The sequence below is a fragment of the Nonomuraea sp. LP-02 genome, from assembly GCF_036289125.1.
GTDB lineage: Bacteria > Actinomycetota > Actinomycetes > Streptosporangiales > Streptosporangiaceae > Nonomuraea > Nonomuraea bangladeshensis.
In genome coordinates, this window is the sequence record NZ_JAXCLK010000001.1 from 2,927,603 (window position 1) to 2,944,538 (window position 16,936).

The 16,936-nt window shown below is 73.0% G+C and carries 17 protein-coding genes; 7 read left to right on the top strand and 10 right to left on the bottom strand.

The features are described 5' to 3' along the window. Positions 1-100: 100 nt before the first annotated feature. On the top strand, positions 101-1,063 hold the full coding sequence (locus SMD20_RS13605) for a GlxA family transcriptional regulator (RefSeq protein WP_329580016.1): 963 nt from the start codon (positions 101-103) through the stop codon (positions 1,061-1,063). Positions 1,064-1,065: 2 nt separating this feature from the next. Next, on the top strand, positions 1,066-1,689 hold the full coding sequence (locus SMD20_RS13610; protein WP_329580018.1) for a DJ-1/PfpI family protein: 624 nt from the start codon (positions 1,066-1,068) through the stop codon (positions 1,687-1,689). A gap of 30 nt (positions 1,690-1,719) precedes the next feature. Here the strand turns inward: SMD20_RS13610 and SMD20_RS13615 are convergent, their stop codons facing one another. After that, a complete protein-coding gene (locus SMD20_RS13615; protein WP_329580021.1) occupies positions 1,720-2,334 on the bottom strand; it encodes an ArsR/SmtB family transcription factor in 615 nt (204 codons plus the stop codon). Between the two features lie 73 nt (positions 2,335-2,407). Here SMD20_RS13615 and SMD20_RS13620 point away from each other — a divergent pair, with 73 nt between their 5' ends. Further along, a complete protein-coding gene (locus tag SMD20_RS13620; RefSeq protein WP_329580023.1) occupies positions 2,408-3,718 on the top strand; it encodes an MFS transporter in 1,311 nt (436 codons plus the stop codon). A 56-nt stretch (positions 3,719-3,774) separates the two neighbouring features. After that, complete coding sequence (locus SMD20_RS13625) at positions 3,775-4,581, top strand: serine/threonine-protein kinase (protein WP_329580026.1); 807 nt, start codon at positions 3,775-3,777, stop codon at positions 4,579-4,581. A gap of 235 nt (positions 4,582-4,816) precedes the next feature. Here SMD20_RS13625 and SMD20_RS13630 read toward each other — a convergent pair whose 3' ends face one another. Together SMD20_RS13630 and SMD20_RS13635 are read right to left on the bottom strand one after the other, a co-directional pair. Next, positions 4,817-5,563, bottom strand: a complete 747-nt coding sequence (locus SMD20_RS13630; protein ID WP_329580029.1) for a lysophospholipid acyltransferase family protein — start codon at positions 5,561-5,563, stop codon at positions 4,817-4,819. 21 nt (positions 5,564-5,584) lie between these two features. Then, complete coding sequence (locus SMD20_RS13635) at positions 5,585-6,751, bottom strand: cytochrome P450 (RefSeq protein ID WP_329580031.1); 1,167 nt, start codon at positions 6,749-6,751, stop codon at positions 5,585-5,587. 121 nt (positions 6,752-6,872) lie between these two features. On the opposite strand from SMD20_RS13635, the gene dhaK reads away from it, so the two are divergent. Genes dhaK through dhaM form a run of 3 tightly spaced genes read left to right on the top strand, consistent with a single transcriptional unit; the run spans position 6,873 to position 8,922 of the window. Further along, positions 6,873-7,853 (top strand): dihydroxyacetone kinase subunit DhaK, encoded by a 981-nt coding sequence (gene dhaK / locus SMD20_RS13640; RefSeq protein ID WP_329580032.1) that lies wholly within the window; start codon positions 6,873-6,875, stop codon positions 7,851-7,853. Further along, positions 7,853-8,548 carry a dihydroxyacetone kinase subunit DhaL gene (dhaL, locus tag SMD20_RS13645; RefSeq protein WP_329580035.1) on the top strand — a complete coding sequence of 232 codons (696 nt, stop codon included), beginning with the start codon at positions 7,853-7,855 and terminating at the stop codon, positions 8,546-8,548. Before dhaK ends, dhaL begins: the two co-directional genes overlap by 1 nt. Next, positions 8,548-8,922, top strand: a complete 375-nt coding sequence (gene dhaM / locus SMD20_RS13650) for a dihydroxyacetone kinase phosphoryl donor subunit DhaM (RefSeq protein WP_329592527.1) — start codon at positions 8,548-8,550, stop codon at positions 8,920-8,922. Before dhaL ends, dhaM begins: the two co-directional genes overlap by 1 nt. 34 nt (positions 8,923-8,956) lie before the next feature. On the opposite strand, the gene SMD20_RS13655 is transcribed toward dhaM, so the two are convergent. The 7 genes from SMD20_RS13655 to SMD20_RS13685 all read right to left on the bottom strand — a co-directional run bounded on the left by SMD20_RS13655 (position 8,957) and on the right by SMD20_RS13685 (position 16,736). Next, positions 8,957-10,660, bottom strand: coding sequence for a thiamine pyrophosphate-binding protein (locus tag SMD20_RS13655; protein WP_329580038.1), 1,704 nt, complete (start codon positions 10,658-10,660; stop codon positions 8,957-8,959). Then, on the bottom strand, positions 10,657-11,430 hold the full coding sequence (locus tag SMD20_RS13660) for a cyclase family protein (protein ID WP_329580040.1): 774 nt from the start codon (positions 11,428-11,430) through the stop codon (positions 10,657-10,659). Before SMD20_RS13660 ends, SMD20_RS13655 begins: the two co-directional genes overlap by 4 nt. 87 nt (positions 11,431-11,517) lie before the next feature. Then, positions 11,518-12,339: a carbohydrate ABC transporter permease gene (locus tag SMD20_RS13665; RefSeq protein WP_329580043.1), complete on the bottom strand. Its 822-nt coding sequence runs from the start codon at positions 12,337-12,339 to the stop codon at positions 11,518-11,520. Further along, positions 12,336-13,238 carry a carbohydrate ABC transporter permease gene (locus tag SMD20_RS13670; protein ID WP_329580046.1) on the bottom strand — a complete coding sequence of 301 codons (903 nt, stop codon included), beginning with the start codon at positions 13,236-13,238 and terminating at the stop codon, positions 12,336-12,338. Before SMD20_RS13670 ends, SMD20_RS13665 begins: the two co-directional genes overlap by 4 nt. After that, complete coding sequence (locus tag SMD20_RS13675) at positions 13,235-14,512, bottom strand: ABC transporter substrate-binding protein (protein ID WP_329580049.1); 1,278 nt, start codon at positions 14,510-14,512, stop codon at positions 13,235-13,237. Before SMD20_RS13675 ends, SMD20_RS13670 begins: the two co-directional genes overlap by 4 nt. Further along, positions 14,509-15,789 carry an alpha-glucosidase/alpha-galactosidase gene (locus tag SMD20_RS13680; RefSeq protein WP_329580052.1) on the bottom strand — a complete coding sequence of 427 codons (1,281 nt, stop codon included), beginning with the start codon at positions 15,787-15,789 and terminating at the stop codon, positions 14,509-14,511. The genes SMD20_RS13675 and SMD20_RS13680 overlap by 4 nt, the downstream gene beginning before the upstream one ends. Further along, a complete protein-coding gene (locus tag SMD20_RS13685) occupies positions 15,786-16,736 on the bottom strand; it encodes a carbohydrate kinase family protein (protein WP_329580055.1) in 951 nt (316 codons plus the stop codon). The genes SMD20_RS13680 and SMD20_RS13685 overlap by 4 nt, the downstream gene beginning before the upstream one ends. Between the last annotated feature and the right edge of the window lie 200 nt (positions 16,737-16,936).

Consider the following 16,936-nt stretch of genomic DNA (forward strand, 5'->3'; position numbering starts at 1 on the left):
CGCGTCATCGAGCCCCCGGGGTTTCCCCGGGGGCTCGTGGCGTAATGTGCAATCGTCGTGTCGTTGACGCCACGCCGCCGCCGCGACCAGCATGAAAGGCATGCAGCGGAGGGTCGTGGTCGTCGTCTTCCCCGGCTTCCAGCTCCTCGATCTGGCCGGGCCCGCCGACGTGTTCGGCACGGCGGAGCTGGTCGTGCCCGGCTCCTACCGGGTCGAGGTGGTCGCGCCACGCGCCGGCCTCGTGCCCGCGGGCAACGGCGTCACGGTCGCGGCGGGCGCCCTGGACGAGGTCGAGGGGCCGGTCGACACGCTGATGGTGGCGGGCGGCCTGTCGGTGCCCGGGCATCTGGCGGACGCCGGGCTGGTCGGCGGCATCGCGGCGCTGGCCGGGGCGGCGCGGCGTACCGCGTCGGTGTGCAACGGGGCGTTCCTGCTGGCCGAGGCCGGCCTCCTGGAGCGGCGCCGGGCCACCACCCACTGGCTGAGCGCCGGCGAGCTGCGCGAGCGCTACCCGGACGTCGAGGTGGACGCCGACCCGCTCTACATCGAGGACGGCCGCGTGTGGACCTCGGCCGGGGTGCTGTCCGGGGTCGATCTCGCGCTGGCGCTCGTGGCCAGGGACCTCGGGCACGAGACGGCCGGGCGGGTCGCCCGGGGGCTCGTCGTCTACCTGCACCGGCCCGGCGGGCAGAGCCAGTTCAGCCTGCCGATGGCGGCGCTGACGCCGCGCAGCGAGCCGCTGCGTGAGCTGCAGGCGTACATCGACGCCCACCCCCGCGCCGACCTCAGCGTGCCCGCGCTCGCCGCGCGGGCGGGCATGAGCGAGCGGCACTTCTCCCGCGTCTTCACCCGCCAGACCGGGCTCTCCCCCGGCCGGTACGTCGAGCGCAGCCGCGCCGACGCCGCCCGGCGGCTCCTGGAGACCACCGACCATCCGCTGGAGACGGTGGCCAGGCGGTGCGGGCTCGGGACCGCCGAGACGCTCTACCGCGTCTTCCGCCGCCACTGGCGGGTCTCGCCCGGCGACCACCGCCGCCGGTTCTCACCACCCAAGGAGCGTTGACGATGCACGTGGCCATCCCTCTCTACCCCCGCTTCACGGCGCTGGACGCGGTCGGGCCCTACACGGTGCTCGCCTTCGCGCCCGGCTGGCGGGTGACGTTCGTCGCGGCCGAGCCGGGCCCGGTGACCGACGACCGGGGCGCGCTCAGCCTCGCCGCCACCGCCTCCTACGACGACGTGCCCGACCCCGACGTGATCGTGGTGCCCGGCGGCCCCGGCACCTTCGACGTGCTCGCCGACGAGGCCCTGCTCGGCTGGATCCGGCGGGCGCACGGGCGTACGAGCTGGACGACGTCCGTGTGCAGCGGCTCCCTGCTGCTCGGCGCGGCCGGCCTGCTCGACGGCCTGCGGGCCACCACCCATTGGGCGGCGCTGGAGCTGCTGCGGCAGTACGGCGCGGAGCCGGTGAGCGAGCGCACGGTCGTCCAGGGCAAGGTGGTGACGGCGGCCGGGGTGTCGGCGGGCATCGACATGGCGCTGACGCTGCTGGCACGGGCCGAGGACGAGGAGACGGCGCAGACGGTGCAGCTCGCCATCGAGTACGACCCGCGGCCGCCGTTCGACGCGGGCTCGCCGCGTACGGCGCCGGCGGGCCTCGCCGACCGCGCACTCCACCTCATCGTCTGAGCCTCTCCGTTCTCGAGGAGGCGCCTCGGCTCACGCCGGATCATCCTCGGGAACGGCGCCCAGCGGCAGCACGTCGAAGTGGATCACCACGTGCCCGGTCGACGGCTCACGGCCCTCCGCCGGCTCGGCCTTCCTGCCGTCCGAGACCGTCCGGTACCGCTCCAGCACCTCCAGCACCTGATCGCGCAGCTCGGCGGTCTCCTCCACGGTGAGCCGCAGCGACCGCCGCCCGAACCCGCTCGCCTCCACCCACTCCGCCGGCGCCTGTGACGCTCCCTGCCGCCATCTCGCCAGCTCGGCGCCGCGCTGGCGGACGAGGTCGTCCAGCAGGACCTCCAGGGCGCTGGCCGCCTCGCCGTCGGGCGGCGCGTCGCCGTAGGTGAAGCCGCCCGGCACGATCCGCCAGTATTTCTCCTTGCCCCGCCCCATCCCGGCCGCGACCTCGATCATGCCGTGCCTGGCGAGCTCCCTGAGGTGGTAGCTCGTCGCTCCGGTGTTCTCCCCGAGCAGCACGGCGAGGCCGGTCGCGGTCGCCGGGCCGCGCTCGTCGAGCAGCTCGTAGATGCGCAGTCGCAGCGGGTGCGCGAACGACTTCAGCGCGTTCGCGTCAAGCGTATGAGCGGAAAAGCTCTTGCTCTTCGTCACGTGCAAGCCTATCTTTGCAAAGAAACCTGTGCACACTTTTCCTTGTACGCCTCCTACCCTACTGGAGTGAGCCATGACCGGCCATGGCCTCGGGCGGTCCTTCGCCTTCCTGTGGTCCTCCACCGCGCTGTCCAACCTCGCCGACGGCGTGCTCAAGATCGGCGCGCCTCTGCTTGCGGTGTCGATGACCCGCTCCCCCACCCTGGTCTCCCTGGTGGGCGCGGCGGCCACCCTGCCCTGGCTGCTGCTCGCGCTGCCCGCCGGCGCCGTCGCCGACCGCGCCGACCGCCGCCGCATCATGGCGACGGCGGGAGCCGTCAGGGCCGTGGCGCTGGCGGTCGCGGCGCTGCTGGCGGCGTCAGGGGCGCTCGACCTGTGGGTGCTGCTCGCGGCCGTGCTGGCGGCCGGGGTGGCCGAGGTCTTCGCCGACACCTCGGCCCAGTCCATCCTGCCGATGACCGTGCCCGCCTCCCAGCTCACGCGGGCCAACGGCCGGGTGTCCAGCGCCCAGCAGATCGGCAACGAGTTCGCCGGCGCGCCCGTGGCCGGGCTCCTGGTCGGCCTCCTGCCCGCCGCCGTCTTCGGCGCCCCGGCCCTGCTGTACGCCGCCGCGGCGGCGCTCCTGCTCGGCATGCGCGGCACGTACCATCCGGCCAGGAACACCACGCCGGGCGGCGACCCGGCCACGGACGGCCCTGCGCGGAGGTCGCCGGGGAGGTCGGCGTCAGGTCCGTTGCTGCGGGAGATCGGCGAGGCGCTGCGCTTCCTGCTGGCCCATCGGGTGCTGCGCAGCCTGGCGATCACCGCGGGCCTGCTCAACCTCGCCAACTCCGCCTACTTCGCCGTCTTCGTCCTGTGGGCGGTAGGCGACGGCTCGGCGATCGGCCTGCCGCCGGAGGGATACGGCCTGATGATGACGGCCTTCGCCGCCGGCGCGGTGCTCGGCTCGCTGCTGGCCGAGCGCATCGCCGGGGCGTTCGGGGAGTTCCGCGCGCTGACGGCCTGCTGGCTGGTCAGCAGCGTGCTGCTCCTGGTGCCGGTCGTCGCGCCGTTCCCGTGGGCGCTCTACCCGACCGCCGTGCTCTGGGGCGTCTCCGGAGCGGCCGCGAACGTGCTGGTGATCTCGACGCGGCAGCGGCTGATCCCGCCGGAGCTGCTCGGCCGGGTCAACTCGGCCTACCGGCTCATCGGCATGGGCGGCATGCCGCTGGGGGCGGCTCTCGGCGGTGTCGTGGCGGAGTTCGCGGGGCTTCCAGCCGTCCTGCTGGGGTCGATCGGCGTGTGCCTGCTCGGGGTCGGACTGGTGCGGCACGCCCTGCGGGATCGAATTTCTAGGCCTTTGACCAGCGACGCCGCACTTCCTGACATAACCAGATCACTTTAGGCACCCTATGGACTGTGTTGAAGTGACATGATTATCCCCGAGTCTGAGGGGATGGTATGCGGAAGATCGGCGGACGGTACCTCCTGCACGAGGAGGCCGGTCGTGGGGGTATGGGAGTCGTCTGGCGTGCGTTCGATCAGCTCCTCCACCGAACGGTGGCGCTCAAGGAGCTGACCTTGGCCGGTGAGGTCGAGATGGTACGCCGCCGGGTGCTGCGTGAGGCCAGGATGGCTGCTGGGCTGACGCATCCCAACATCGTCACGGTCCACGACCTCATGGAGGAGGGCGGCAAGCTCTGGATCGTGATGGAGTACCTCGACGGGCTCTCATTGCACCAGTTGCTGTCGCAGGTCGGCACGCTCCCGGCGCAGTCGGTCGCGGCCATCGGGCAACACCTGCTCGCCGCGCTGCGCACCGCGCACCAGGCCGGGGTGCTGCATCGCGATGTGAAGCCCGCGAACGTCATGCTGACCGGCGACCGGGTGGTGCTGACCGACTTCGGCATCGCCACGGCCGAGGGCGACATCCGCATGACGACGTCGCGGCGGCTGCGCGGCACACCCGCCTTCATGGCGCCCGAGCGCCTGCACGGCGGCCCGGCCAGCAAGGAGGCCGACATGTGGTCCTTCGGCGCCACGCTCTACAGCGCGGTCGAGGGGCAGCCTCCCTACCCGGGGCAGGACGCCGCCACGGTCCTCGGCATGGCGCGCAGCGGGCCCTACCCGCCGCCGCGCCGGGCCGGCGTGATGCGTCCCCTGCTCGAAGGGCTGCTGCACCACGACCCCGTACGCCGGTTCACTCCCGAGCAGACGGCGGGGCTCCTGGCGGGCATGCGCGCCAGCGCGTATCAAGCGGCCATCTGACCGCCGGCAACACCTGACCCGCCCGCCGACGGGATGAAGAGTCGGCGGGCGGACCTCACGCGCCGGCAGGCTGGCGCCGGCGGGTGCGCCTCGCCCCATCGACGGCATGAGGTTGTGCGGCATGCCTCACCTACCGACGGTATGGAATTGGCGGGCACGCCTCACTCACCGACGACGTGGAGTCGGCGGACACTCCTCACCCGCCGCCCGCGCGCTGGGGGCGGCGCGGTGCGGGTCAGTCCTTGTTCGCGCGGGCGGCGGCTTCGGCGGCGTCCAGGGCGGCGGCTTCTTCCGGGGTCGGGGCGCTGCCGCCCAGGTGGGCGGGCTGCCACCACACGCCCGGCGTGATCTCCGGGTACGTCCGCTGCGCCCGGTCCACCAGCGTCGAGATGCGCTCGTGCAGGTCGAGCGTGTGCTTGTTGACGTCCTCGCCGCGCTTGGGGTACATCGGCTCCCCCACGAGGATGGTCAGCGGGATGTGGCGCTGGAGCAGTTTGCGGGGGCGGCCCTTGGTCCAGAAGCGCTGGCTGCCCCAGAGGGCCACCGGGATGACCGGCACGTTCGTCGCCTGGGCCATGCGGATGGCGCCGTTCTTGATCTCCTTGACCGTGAAGGAGCGGCTGATCGTGGCCTCGGCGAAGACGCCGACCACCTCGCCGGCCTTGAGCATGCGCAGCGCGGTCGCGTACGACCCCGCGCCCGCCCCCCGGTCGACCGGGATGTGGTGCATGCCGCGCATGAGCGGCCCGGAGATCCGGTGCTCGAAGACGTCCTGTTTGGCCATGAAGCGCACTAGCCGCCGGGACGGGTGCGCGGCCCATCCGGCGAAGATGAAGTCCAGGTAGCTGATGTGATTGCTCACCAGCACCGCTCCGCCGCTCCGCGGCACGTTCTCGGTCCCCTCCAGGTGGAAGCGGACGTCGAGCGCGCGAAAGAAGGTCCGCGCGGCGGCGATCACCGGCGGGTACACAATCTCAGCCATGTGCAGAAGGTAGCAGCCGCATCAGGCCGCTTGGACGGTGGTCGGAAGGCTGACCATGCCCCGGACGTTGCCGTGCGTGGTCCGTTTGATGCCCTCCTCGTGGACGTGGTAGTCGCGCGCGACGGCCTTGGTCAGCTCCTCCAGCGTGATCCGGCCCTCCAGGCGGGCGAGGGCGGCCCCGAGGCAGTAGTGGCGGCCGACGCCGAAGCTGATGGCGCGGGAGGTGTCGCGGCCGAGGTCGTAGACGCCGGGGTCGGGGAAGACCTCCTCGTCGCGGTTGGCGGAGCCGATGAGCACCCACATCTTGGCGTCGCGCGGCACGAGCACGCCGTGCAGCTCGGTGGGTCCGGTGAGGCGGCGCGCGGTCACGTGCGCCGGCGTGTCGTAACGCAGCGACTCCTCCACCCACTGCGGCACGCCGCCGTCGAAGGCGATCTCGCGCTGCCCGGGGTTGCGCCAGGCCCAGTACCAGGCCGCGCAGAGCAGGTGGGTCGTGGTCTCCGAGCCCGCCCCGATCAGCAGGAACAGGAACGCGACGATCTCCTCGTCGGTGAGGTCGCCGTCGGCGACGAGCGCGGAGACGAGGTCGTCGCGCGGCTCGGCGCGGCGCTGGGCGACGATGGAGGCGTAGTAGTCGCCGAGCGTCAGCAGGCTGCGGAGTCCTGATTCGGTCAGGGTGGTGGCGAGGTCGTTCTTGAGCAGGACGCTCTCGCTGCGCCGCACCTTGTGCCGCCGCGACGACGGCACGCCCATCAGCTCGGAGATCACGTCGAGCGGCAGCTTCGCGGCGAGGTCGGCGGCGAAGTCGAACGTGCCCTTCGCCAGCCCCTCCTCGATGTAGGCGCGGGCGATCTCGCGGATCATGGGTTCGAGCGCGGCGATCCGGCGCGGCGTGAACGCCCGGGACACGACGGCCCGCATCCGGGTGTGGTCGGGCGGGTCCATGGCCACGAACGACAGGTACGCCCGCGCCTGCGGCGTCCAGGCCCCGGCGTCGATCATGGGGCCGTGGTCGCTGGAGTACCGAGCGCTGTCCACGAGCGCGGCCGCGACGTCGGCGTGCCGGGACAGGGCCCAGAAGCCGAGCTCCGGGTTGTGGTAGAGCGGGGCCTCGCGGCGTAAACGGGCGTAGACGGGGTACGGATCGTCGTTGATCGACGAGTCGTAGGGGTTGTAGCTGACATCCACCCCGTCCACGCTACGACGCCCGCGCCTTGCTGAGAACGGGGCAGATCCGGCGATCCGCTCGGGGGCCGGGCGGAGGCGGCCCTTGTAGGCTCGCCTCACGTGCCGACAGGCTGGAGATCGGATGAAGAAGCTCATCAACTCGGCGAACTCCGTCGTCGCGGACGCGCTCACCGGCATGGCCGCGGCCCACCCGTCGCTGCGGGTGCGCGACCAGGTGGTCTACCGCGCCGAGGGGCCGCGCCAGGGCAAGGTCGGCCTGGTCTCGGGCGGCGGCTCGGGGCACGAGCCGCTGCACGCCGGGTTCGTCGGGTACGGCATGCTCGACGCGGCCTGCCCCGGCGAGGTCTTCACCTCACCGGTCCCCGACCAGATCATCGACGCCACGAAGGCCGTGGACGGTGGCGCGGGCGTGCTGCACATCGTCAAGAACTACACCGGCGACGTGCTCAACTTCGAGATGGCCGCCGAGCTGACCGAGGACGTCGAGGTGGCGAGCGTCCTGGTGGACGACGACGTGGCCGTCCAGGACTCCCTCTACACGGCCGGGCGCCGGGGCACCGGCGCCACGCTGTTCGTGGAGAAGATCGCCGGGGCGCTGGCGGAGGAGGGCGCGCCGCTGGCCGAGGTGGCGGCGGTGGCGGGCGAGGTGGACGAGCGCAGCCGCTCGTTCGGCATCGCGCTCACCTCGTGTACGACGCCGCACGCCGGCAAGCCGACCTTCGACCTGCCGGACGACCAGGTGGAGCTGGGCATCGGCATCCACGGCGAGCCGGGGCGGGCCCGTGCGCCCATGGTGTCGGCGCGCGAGCTGGCCGGGGTGGCGATGGAGGCGGTTCACGGGGATCTGCCGCTGAGTGGCGACCTGCTGGTCATGGTGAACGGCATGGGCGGGACGCCGCTGATGGAGCTGTACGTGGTGTTCGCCGAGGTGGAGTCGTTCGTCAGGGGGAAGGGCGCGCGGGTGGCGCGGTCACTGGTCGGCAATTACGTGACAAGTCTGGATATGCAGGGGTTTTCCGTCACGGTCTGCCGGCTCGACGACACGCTGACCCGCCTCTGGGACGCCCCGGTCGAGACGCCGGCGCTGCGCTGGGGGCGCTGATGTCCATCCCGGGCAGCGGCGACGCGGGCGGCAGGGCGATGGACGCGGGGTTCTTCGTGGCGTGGTTCGAGGAGGCGGCCGGGCTGGTCCGGCGCGACCGCGACCGGCTGACCGAGCTGGACGCCGCCATCGGCGACGCCGACCACGGCACGAACCTGGACCGCGGGCTCACCGAGGTCGTCCAGGCCCTCGCCGGCGCGCCGCCCGAGTCGCCGGGGCAGGTGCTCTCCGTGGCCGGCGCGACGCTGATCAGGAAGGTGGGCGGCGCGTCGGGCCCGCTGTACGGCTCGGTGTTCCGGCAGATGGGACGGAGCATCGCGGAGCCGGTGACGCTGGCGGGGTTCGCGGCGGCGTTCGAGGAGGGCGTGGTGGCGCTGGAGCGGCTCGGCAAGGCGGTGCTCGGCGACAAGACGATGGTGGACGCGCTGGTTCCCGCCTCGCGGGCGCTGGCACTGGCGCTGCGGGACGGCGTGGGGACCCCGGAGGCGTTCGAGCTGGCGGCACGGGCCGCCGCCGAGGGCGCGGCGGGCACGATCCCGCTGCAGGCGCGCAAGGGCCGGGCCAGCTACCTCGGCGAGCGCAGCGTCGGGCACGAGGACCCGGGGGCGGCGTCGTCGGCGCTGTTCATGACGGCCCTGGCCACGGTGGCCGCGGGCGGCCACGGCCCGGCGGCGGGAGCGGCGGGGGCGGCGTGATGGTGGGCGTGGTGGTGGTGTCGCACAGCGCGGGACTGGCGCGCGAGGTCGTGGCCCTGGTACGCGGCATCGCCGGCGAGGAGGTGCCCGTGGCGGCGGCCGGGGGCACCGAGGACGGCGGGCTCGGCACCAGCCTGGACCTCGTCGAGGCCGCCGTCCGCGAGGTGGACCAGGGCGACGGCGTGCTGCTGGTGCCCGACCTCGGCAGCTCGGTGCTGACCGCCCGGCTGCTGGAGGAGCCGGGCCGGGTCGTGGTGGCGGACGTGCCGTTCGTGGAGGGCGCGGTCGCGGCGGCGGTGACGTCGGGCACCGGCATGCCGCTGTCCGACGTCCTGGCCGCCGCCGACGAGGCCCGCACTGTCCGCAAGCTCTGACGACACGCTCCTACGGCGACGGCGGGGGGCGGGGTCAGTGGCCCTTGAACGCCTCCTCCAGCCACCACGCCCCCCGGTCGCGGGTCACCTTGGCGTGGACGAGCAGCGGCCGGTCGCGCGGCCCCTTCAGCCACTCCGCCACGCCGCCCAGATCGGCCTCCCGCGTGACGGTCACGGCGGCGAAGCCGTACCCGCGTGCGATCGCGGCCAGGTCGGTGGGCGGGAAGGTGACGGTGTCCAGCGGGTGCCCGTGCGGCCCGAAGTGGTGCACCTCGGCGCCGTACGCCTCGTCGTCGTAGACCACGACCACCATCGGCAGACCCAGCCGGACGACGGTCTCCAGCTCGGCGGCGCCCATGAGCGCGCCGCCGTCGCCGAGCGCGGCCACCGGCAGCCGGTCGGGGCGGGCCACGGCCGCGCCGATCGCGGTGGCCAGGCCGAGTCCGATCGACTGGAACGCCTGGGTGAAGCAGAACCCGTTCTCGTCGGGGACGTCGAGGAACATCGACGGGTACCCCATGAAGTTGCCGCTGTCGACGGCGACGACGCGCTCGGCGGGGAGGAGGTCGTCCAGGCCGATGGTGAGCGTCCGCGGATCGATGCGGCCGCCGTCGCCCTGGTCCTCGTACGGGACCGCCCGCCAGCGGCCCTCGGCCCGGATCCGGCCCTCGACGGCGGCCGAGCGGTAGCCCGCCGCGGCCGGGACGAGGCCGGTCAGGGCCGCGGCGACGGCGGCCGCGTCGCCCGTGACGCCCAGGTCGACGGGCACGTGGACGCCGATCGCGGCGGAGTCGAGGTCCACCTGGACGACCTGGCCGGCGGCGGGGACGAGGGAGCCGTGCCGGGTGGTCCACATGTTGAGCGCGCAGCCCCAGCCGACGACGAGGTCGGCTCCCACGATCAGCTCGGCGGCCAGCGGGGTGGCGAAGCCGCCGGACACGTCCAGGTCCCACGGGCTGCCACGGAACAGGCCACGGGCGACGGCCGAGGTGGCGAGGAGGGCGCCGGTCCGGTCGGCGAGCGCCTCCAGCTCCCGCCGCGCGTGCCGGGCGCCCCGCCCGGCGATGAACACCGGTCGCGACGCCCCGGCCAGCAGGCGGGCGGGCGCGTCCACCTCGGCCGCGAGCGGCAGATCCGCCTCGCCCTCACCGGCAGCGGGCCGGCCGGCCGTCCCGGCGGCGGTGAGCGGCGCGGCCGTCCCCGCTCCGGCGGCCGACCACGCGGCCGGACCGGATCCGGCGGCCGGGGTGGTGGGGCAGGGCAGGGACTGGACGTCGAGGGGCAGGCTCAGCAGGACCGTACGGCGCTGCTCGACCGCGATCCGGTACGCCTCCTCCGCCCGCTCCCACGCCTCCTCCCCCGACGTGACCCGCATCGCCACCGCGCCGACGGCCGCCACCAGCGCGTCCTGGTCGATGTGGAAGTTGGAGCGGCGGTCGGTGGCCTCGCCGGCGAGGACGACGAGCGGCGTGCGGCTCTTGGCCGCCTCGGCGATGCCGGTCACGGCGTTGGTGAGGCCGGGCCCCTGGTGCACGGACAGGACGCCGGCCCGCCCGCTCATCCGCGCGTAGGCGTCGGCCATGGTCGCCGCGCCGCCCTCGTGGCGGGCCGCGACGAACCGCGCCCCCGCCGCGACCAGGGCGTTGGTGACGTGGAAGTTGCCGCTGCCGACCACGCCGAAGACGGTCTCGACGCCGCGGGCGGCGAGGGCACGGCCGACCGCCTCGGCGACGATCACCGTTCGACCAGGGCGAGGACGCGGACGGGGCTGCCGGAGCCGCCGAGGATGGGCAGCGGCGGGGCGACCACGACGGCGCCGGTCACCGGCAGGCGGTCGAGGTTGCGGAGCTGGGTGAGGCCGTACTTGCCCGCGCCGAGGAGGAAGGCGTGGCAGGGGAAGGGCGGGTCGAAGGAGTGGGCGGCGCCGGCGTCGGTGCCGACGGTCTCGACGCCGAGGCCGAGGATCGGGGTCTCGGCGGCCAGCCAGGCGGCGCACTCGGCGGAGATGCCGGGCGTGTGGGAGCCGGTCTCGTCGGCGTTGTGGAAGGCGGCGTGGTCGCTCGCGCGGGCGTCCCAGCCGGTGCGGTAGAGCAGCCAGCCGCCCTCGGGCAACGGCCCGTTGGCGCGTTCCCACTCCTTGACGTGGTCGATCTGGAGGAGGAAGTCGGGGTCCTTGGACGCCTCGTCGGCCATGTCAAGCACGACGGCGGGGGCGACCAGCCGGGCGGCGGGCACCTGGGAGACGTCCTCGCCGTCGCGGCCGGTGGCCCAGTGGACGGGCGCGTCGAAGTGCGTGCCGGTGTGCTCGCCGGTGTGGATGTCGTTCCAGTACCAGGCGGGGCCGCGGTCGTCGTAGCGGCTGATCTCCTCCAGCCGGAACGGGATCGTGTTGCCGAACGGCTCGGGGAGCTGGAGGATCGGCGTGTCGGCCGAGAGCGGCGCGGTGAGGTCGATCACCTCGATGGCACCGCTGCGCACGCTGTCCATGAAGCTTTTCAAGACCGACATGTCATCCTCCTCGATGTGGCTGAGCGCATCCTCCTACGCCCACCGCACCGCCGCAAACACCGGCATAGACGCGGCCCCGCCGGGGGTTCAGCCCTTCAGCCCGCTGAAGCTCATCGTGGCCACGAAGTGCCGCTGGGCCAGGACGAACGCGGCCACGAGCGGCAGCACGGCCACCACGTTCCCCGCCATGAGCGCCGACCACTCGGTGTGCCGGGCGCCCGCGAAGGTGGCCAGGCCGAGCTGCAGCGTGTAGTGCTCTTCGGAGGAGATGGCGATGAGCGGCCAGATGAGGTCGTTCCAGGAGCCGAGCAGCGTGAAGACGACGAGCGTGGCCAGCGCGGGCCGGGCGAGCGGCAGCACCACGCGGACGAACACGCCGACCCGGCCGCACCCGTCGATGGTGGCGGCCTCCTCCAGCTCGCGCGGCAGCGACAGGAAGAACTGCCGCATGAGGAAGACGCCGAACGCCGAGGCCAGCCAGGGCACGATGGCCGCGCCGAGCGTGTCGATGAGCCCGAGGTTCTTGAACACCAGGAACGTCGGGATCATGAGCACCTGCGTGGGCACCATGATGGTGGCCATGAGCGCGGCGAAGGCGACCCCGCGGCCGCGGAAGCGCAGCCGGGCGAAGCCGTAGCCGGCCAGCGAGCACAGCACGACGTGCCCGAGCACGGCCGCGACGGCCACGATCACCGTGTTGGCCAGCCAGCGCGGGTAGTCGTCCTCGGTGAGGATGCGCTCGAAGCCGGCCAGGGTGGGCTGCTCGGGCCACAGTTTGGGCGGGTAGCTGTTGATGTCGGTGTCCGGCATGAACGCGGTCAGCACCATCCACACCAGCGGCGCCACGAACAGCAGCGCGGCCGGCATGAGCACGAGGTGGGCCAGGTGCCGGGGCTTGAGGTGCTTCATCGCGCGCTCCTCCAGAGGACGGCGCCCGACACGGCGAGCGTGACGAGGAACAGGACGTACGCGATGGCGGTGCCGTAGCCGGAGTGGAAGAGCTGGAACGCCTGCCGGTACAGGTAGAACACGACGGTGGTGGTGGAGTCGAGCGGCTGGCCCTTGGTGGTGGTGTAGACGAGGTCGAACAGCTGGAGCGCGGTGATCGTCTGCCAGATGACCAGGAAGACGGTGGCGGGCCTGAGCTGCGGCAGCACGACGTGGCGCAGCACGTGCCGGCCGCTGCCGCCGTCCACGCGGGCGGCTTCGACCAGTTCGCGCGGGATGTCCTGGAGCGCGGCGAGGTAGACGACGGCGGGCATGCCGACGCCGCCCCAGATGGAGATGAGGACCAGCGTGAGCATCGCCTGGCCGGGGTCCTGGAGGAAGCCCATCGCGGGCAGGCCGACGGCCTTGAGCGCGGCGTTGACGATGCCGAAGTCGGGGTCGAAGACGAAGTTCGCGAGGATGCCGGTGGCGGCGGCCGAGACGACGTACGGGACGAAGAAGCAGGTGCGGTAGAAGCCGATGAGGCGGATGCGCAGGTTGAGCGCCAGCGCCAGCAGCAGCCCGAGCGCGACCGAGCCGGGCACGAACAGGACGGTGTAGAGGAGGGTGTGCCCGGTGGCCGCGGCCAGCTCGGCGTCGCCCATCAGGTCGGCGTAGTTGCGCAGGCCGACGTACGAGCCGCCGGTGAGCAGGTCGCCGTCCTGGAGCGACAGCAGCAGCGCCCACACGGCAGGGAAGACGCTGAGCCCGACGATCACGAGCGTGGCGGGCAGGACGAAGCCCCACCCGGTGAGGTGGGGCAGCCACCGGGCGCGCCGCGCCGCCCGGTGGGCCGCCACCTCCGCCGTCACGGCGGTCATCGCGAGCGCTCCAGCACCCGGTCCCCTTCGGTGGCGGCCTTGGCGAGGGCCTCCTGCGCGGGCGTGCCGCCGACCAGGGCCTGCGCGATGGCGTTGCCGACCTTCTCGGAGAACTCCGGGTACGACGCGAGCTGCGGCCGCGCCTTCTTGGCGTTGTCGAGGTTGGCGGTGAAGACGTCGATGCCGGGGAAGTCCTCGGTGAACTTCCGGTACGCGGGCAGCTCGGTGGTGGCCTTGCGTACCGGCAGGTTGCCGAGGCCGAGCGTCCACCGGGCGTCCTGCTCGGGGCGGGTGAGCCAGGTGAGGAAGTCGGTGGCGGCCTTGGTCCGCCGCGCGCCGTTGTCGAAGACGACCCAGTTGTCCGGACCGGCGATGGTCTGGTGGTCGCCGTTCGTGCCGGGGAGGATCTGGACGCCGTAGTCGATCTTGTGGTCGATGATGTCGAACAGCGCCCACGGTCCCGCGATGACCATGCCGACCTTGCCGCTCTGGAACAACGGCAGGAACTTCTCGCCGTTCTGGTCGAGGTAGACCGACTTGTCCTGGCGGGCCATGGCGCTCCACAGGTCGAGTGCGGCGACGGCCTGCGGGGTGTTGAAGGCGGACTTCTTGCCGTCGGGGCTGAGGATCTCGCCGCCCTGCTGCCACAGGTGCGGCCAGAAGCGCCAGACGGTGTCCTCGGTGCCGGTGACGGGGTAGGCGGTGCCGTAGACGCCGCCGCCGGTCAGCTTCTTCGCCGCGGCGCGGAAGTCGTCCCAGGTCCAGTCCTTGTCGGGGTACGCGACACCGGCCGCGTCGAACAGCTTCTTGTTGTAGATGACGGCCAGGTTGTCCACGATGGCCGGGATGCCGACGACCTTGCCGTCCACCTCGGAGACGGCCCGCTCGGACGGCCAGAAGTCGTCCCAGCCGAAGCCGGGCGCGTTCACGGTGGCGGTCAGGTCGTGGACCTTGGGGGTCTTGGCGAGGACCGGCGACCAGGTGCCGTACATGTAGGCGATGTCGGGCGCCTTGCCGCCGGCCAGGACTGCCTGCACCTTCTGCAACATCTCGTCCACGTTGGTGGTGCCGACGGCCGGGACGACCTTGACGTCCGGGTGGGCCTTGCCGTACTCGGCGGCCAGTTCCTCGATGACCTTGGCCTGGCTCTCGACCTGGCCGTGCCACCAGGTGATCTCGATGGGGCCGCTCTCCTGCTCGGCGCCGCCCCCGCCGCAGGCCGCGAGCAGCCCGGCGGCGAGCACGAGGACGGCCGCGCCCGCGCGGGCCCTCATCGCAGGGACTCCGGCAGGAGGCCGGCGTGGGCGGCGAGCAGGTCGTCGCAGAGGGCGTCGATCTGGCCGGCGGTGAGCGAGGCGGCGGTGTTGGGGTCGGCCATCATGGCGTGCCGCACGTGGTCGCGGCGGCCCTCGACGGCGGCGCGCACGGTCAGCTCGTTGACGTTGATGTAGGCGCGGTTGAGCGCGGCGCACTGCGGCGGCAGGTCGCCGACGGCCATCGGGCGGACGCCGAGCGCGTCCACCGTGCACGGCACCTCGACCACGGCGCCGGACGGCAGGTTGCCGATCAGGCCGGTGTTGGAGACGTTGCCGTAGACGACGCGGGGCGCGCCGGTGACGATGCTGTGGATGATCTGCGGGGCGTATTCCATCGTGCCCTCCACGGTGATCGGCCGGCCCGCGCGGAGCGCGTCGCGGGTGGCCTCGTACTGGCGGACGTTCTCCTCGCTGATGGCGAGGTAGGCGTCCACGGGGATGCGCAGGCGCTCGATCTCGTCCTCGTGGCACAGGTACCAGGGGACGTACTCGGAGGAGTGCTCGCTGGTCTCCGTCGGGTAGAAGCCGAGCCTGCGGTACATGTCCACGCGCACCCGGCGGGCCAGCTCGGGGTCGCGCGCGACGGCCTCGTCCAGGCGGGGGTAGAGGCTCTCGCCGCGGTGCTCGAAACGCAGCATCCACGACTGGTGGTTGACCCCTGCCGCCAGGTACGACACCTCCTCGTACGGCACCCCGACGAGCTCGGACAGGTCGTGGGCGGTCCAGTAGATCGAATGACAGAGCCCGACCACGTTGCGGACGGGGGTGGCGGCGGCCAGGTACCAGACGTTCATGGCCATGGGGTTGGTGTAGTTGAGCAGCCAGGCGTCGGGGCAGACCTCGGCCATGGCCCGGCCGATGAGGTCCAGGGCGGGGAACGTCCGCAGCGCGCGGAAGATCCCGCCCACGCCGATCGTGTCGGCGATCGTCTGGCGCAGCCCGTAGCGGGCCGGCAGCTCGAAGTCGACGCGGGTGGCGTCGATCATGCCGACCTGGATCATGTTGATCGCGAAGTCGGCGCCCTCCAGCGCGCGGCGCAGGTCGAGGCTGGAGGAGATCTTGACGGGGCGGTCGGCGGCGATGACCCGGGCGGCGGCCTCGGCGGTCTCCAGGCGTTCGGGGTGGATGTCGTGCAGTGCCACCTCGAACTCCCCGAGTTCGGGGAGGGCGACCAGGTCGGCCAGCAGGCCCTGGGTGAACTCGACGCTGCCCGCGCCGATGAAGGCGATTCTCATAGGTCCTTCCAGGTGGGCTGGGCGGCGGTGCCGCCGGCGGCCTGGGTCGAGAGGGATCCGCAGGTCACCGCCACGCGCAGGCATTCGCGCAGGTCCAGCCCGCGCAGCCGGGCGGCGATGAGGCCCGCGTTGAAACTGTCACCGGCGCCCACGGTGTCCACCGGCTCCATGGGGACGGCGGGGACGCGGACGGTCCGGCCCGCCTCCCAGGCGAGCGCGCCCTCGGCGCCGTCCTTGACGGCGACGAGCGGGCCGAACGCGCCCAGCCGGGCGGCGGCCTCCTCAACGGACGACGGAAGCGGGTGCGGGGTGGCGAGGCGGGCGGCGATCGCGACGGCCTCGGCGGCGTTGGGGAGGAAGACGTCCACCTCCGGGAGCACGCCGGCCAGGCCGTCCCACGCGCCCGCAGGGTCGTCGTTGGTGTCGAGCGACGTGCTCGCGCCGCTCGCGCGCTCCTCCGCCAGGAGGCCGGGCAGACCGGCCGCCAGCGCCGGTTGCAGGAAATAGGAGGACACGTGCACGTGGCGGGCCAGGCCGCGCGGCACGTCGTCCACGGTCAGGTCGGGCAGGCAGCCGGGCGAGGTGAGGATCGCCCGGTCATGGCCGTCGGCGAGCACCACGGTCATGGCCGTCGGCGTGGGGCCGACGACGCAGTGCGTGACGTCGACGCCGCGCGCGGACAGGGCGTCCAGGACGAACCGCCCGGCGGCGTCGTCCCCTACCCGTCCCGCGAACGCCACCCGCAGGCCCAGGCGGGCGGCCCCGCACGCGGTGATCGCCCCGGAGCCGCCGAGTACGAGGTCGCCGCCGGAGACGAGTTGCTCGCGCTGGCCGTAGGCGAGCCGCCTGGGCGCGCCGGAGAGCACCACGTCGGGGTTGACGTCGCCGATGACCAGCAGGTCGAACGCGGGTGCCGGAGCAGGGGGGTCGGATGGGGAGGGGCGCATGTCACTCCTCGCGAACGTACGGTTCGGGACAAGTGGCGCTGCGCGCTGTTCCGCACTCTCCGATCCGCGCCCGTGCCGGGGGCGCCGGAGTGGCGTGGCCCATAACTGTAGGACGTCACGCCAGCACGCTCGACCGTGCCTCCCTCCTGGTTGCCGATAGAATTGCGCGTTCTTGCTCTTTTGTCCAGAGTTTGGCGCAC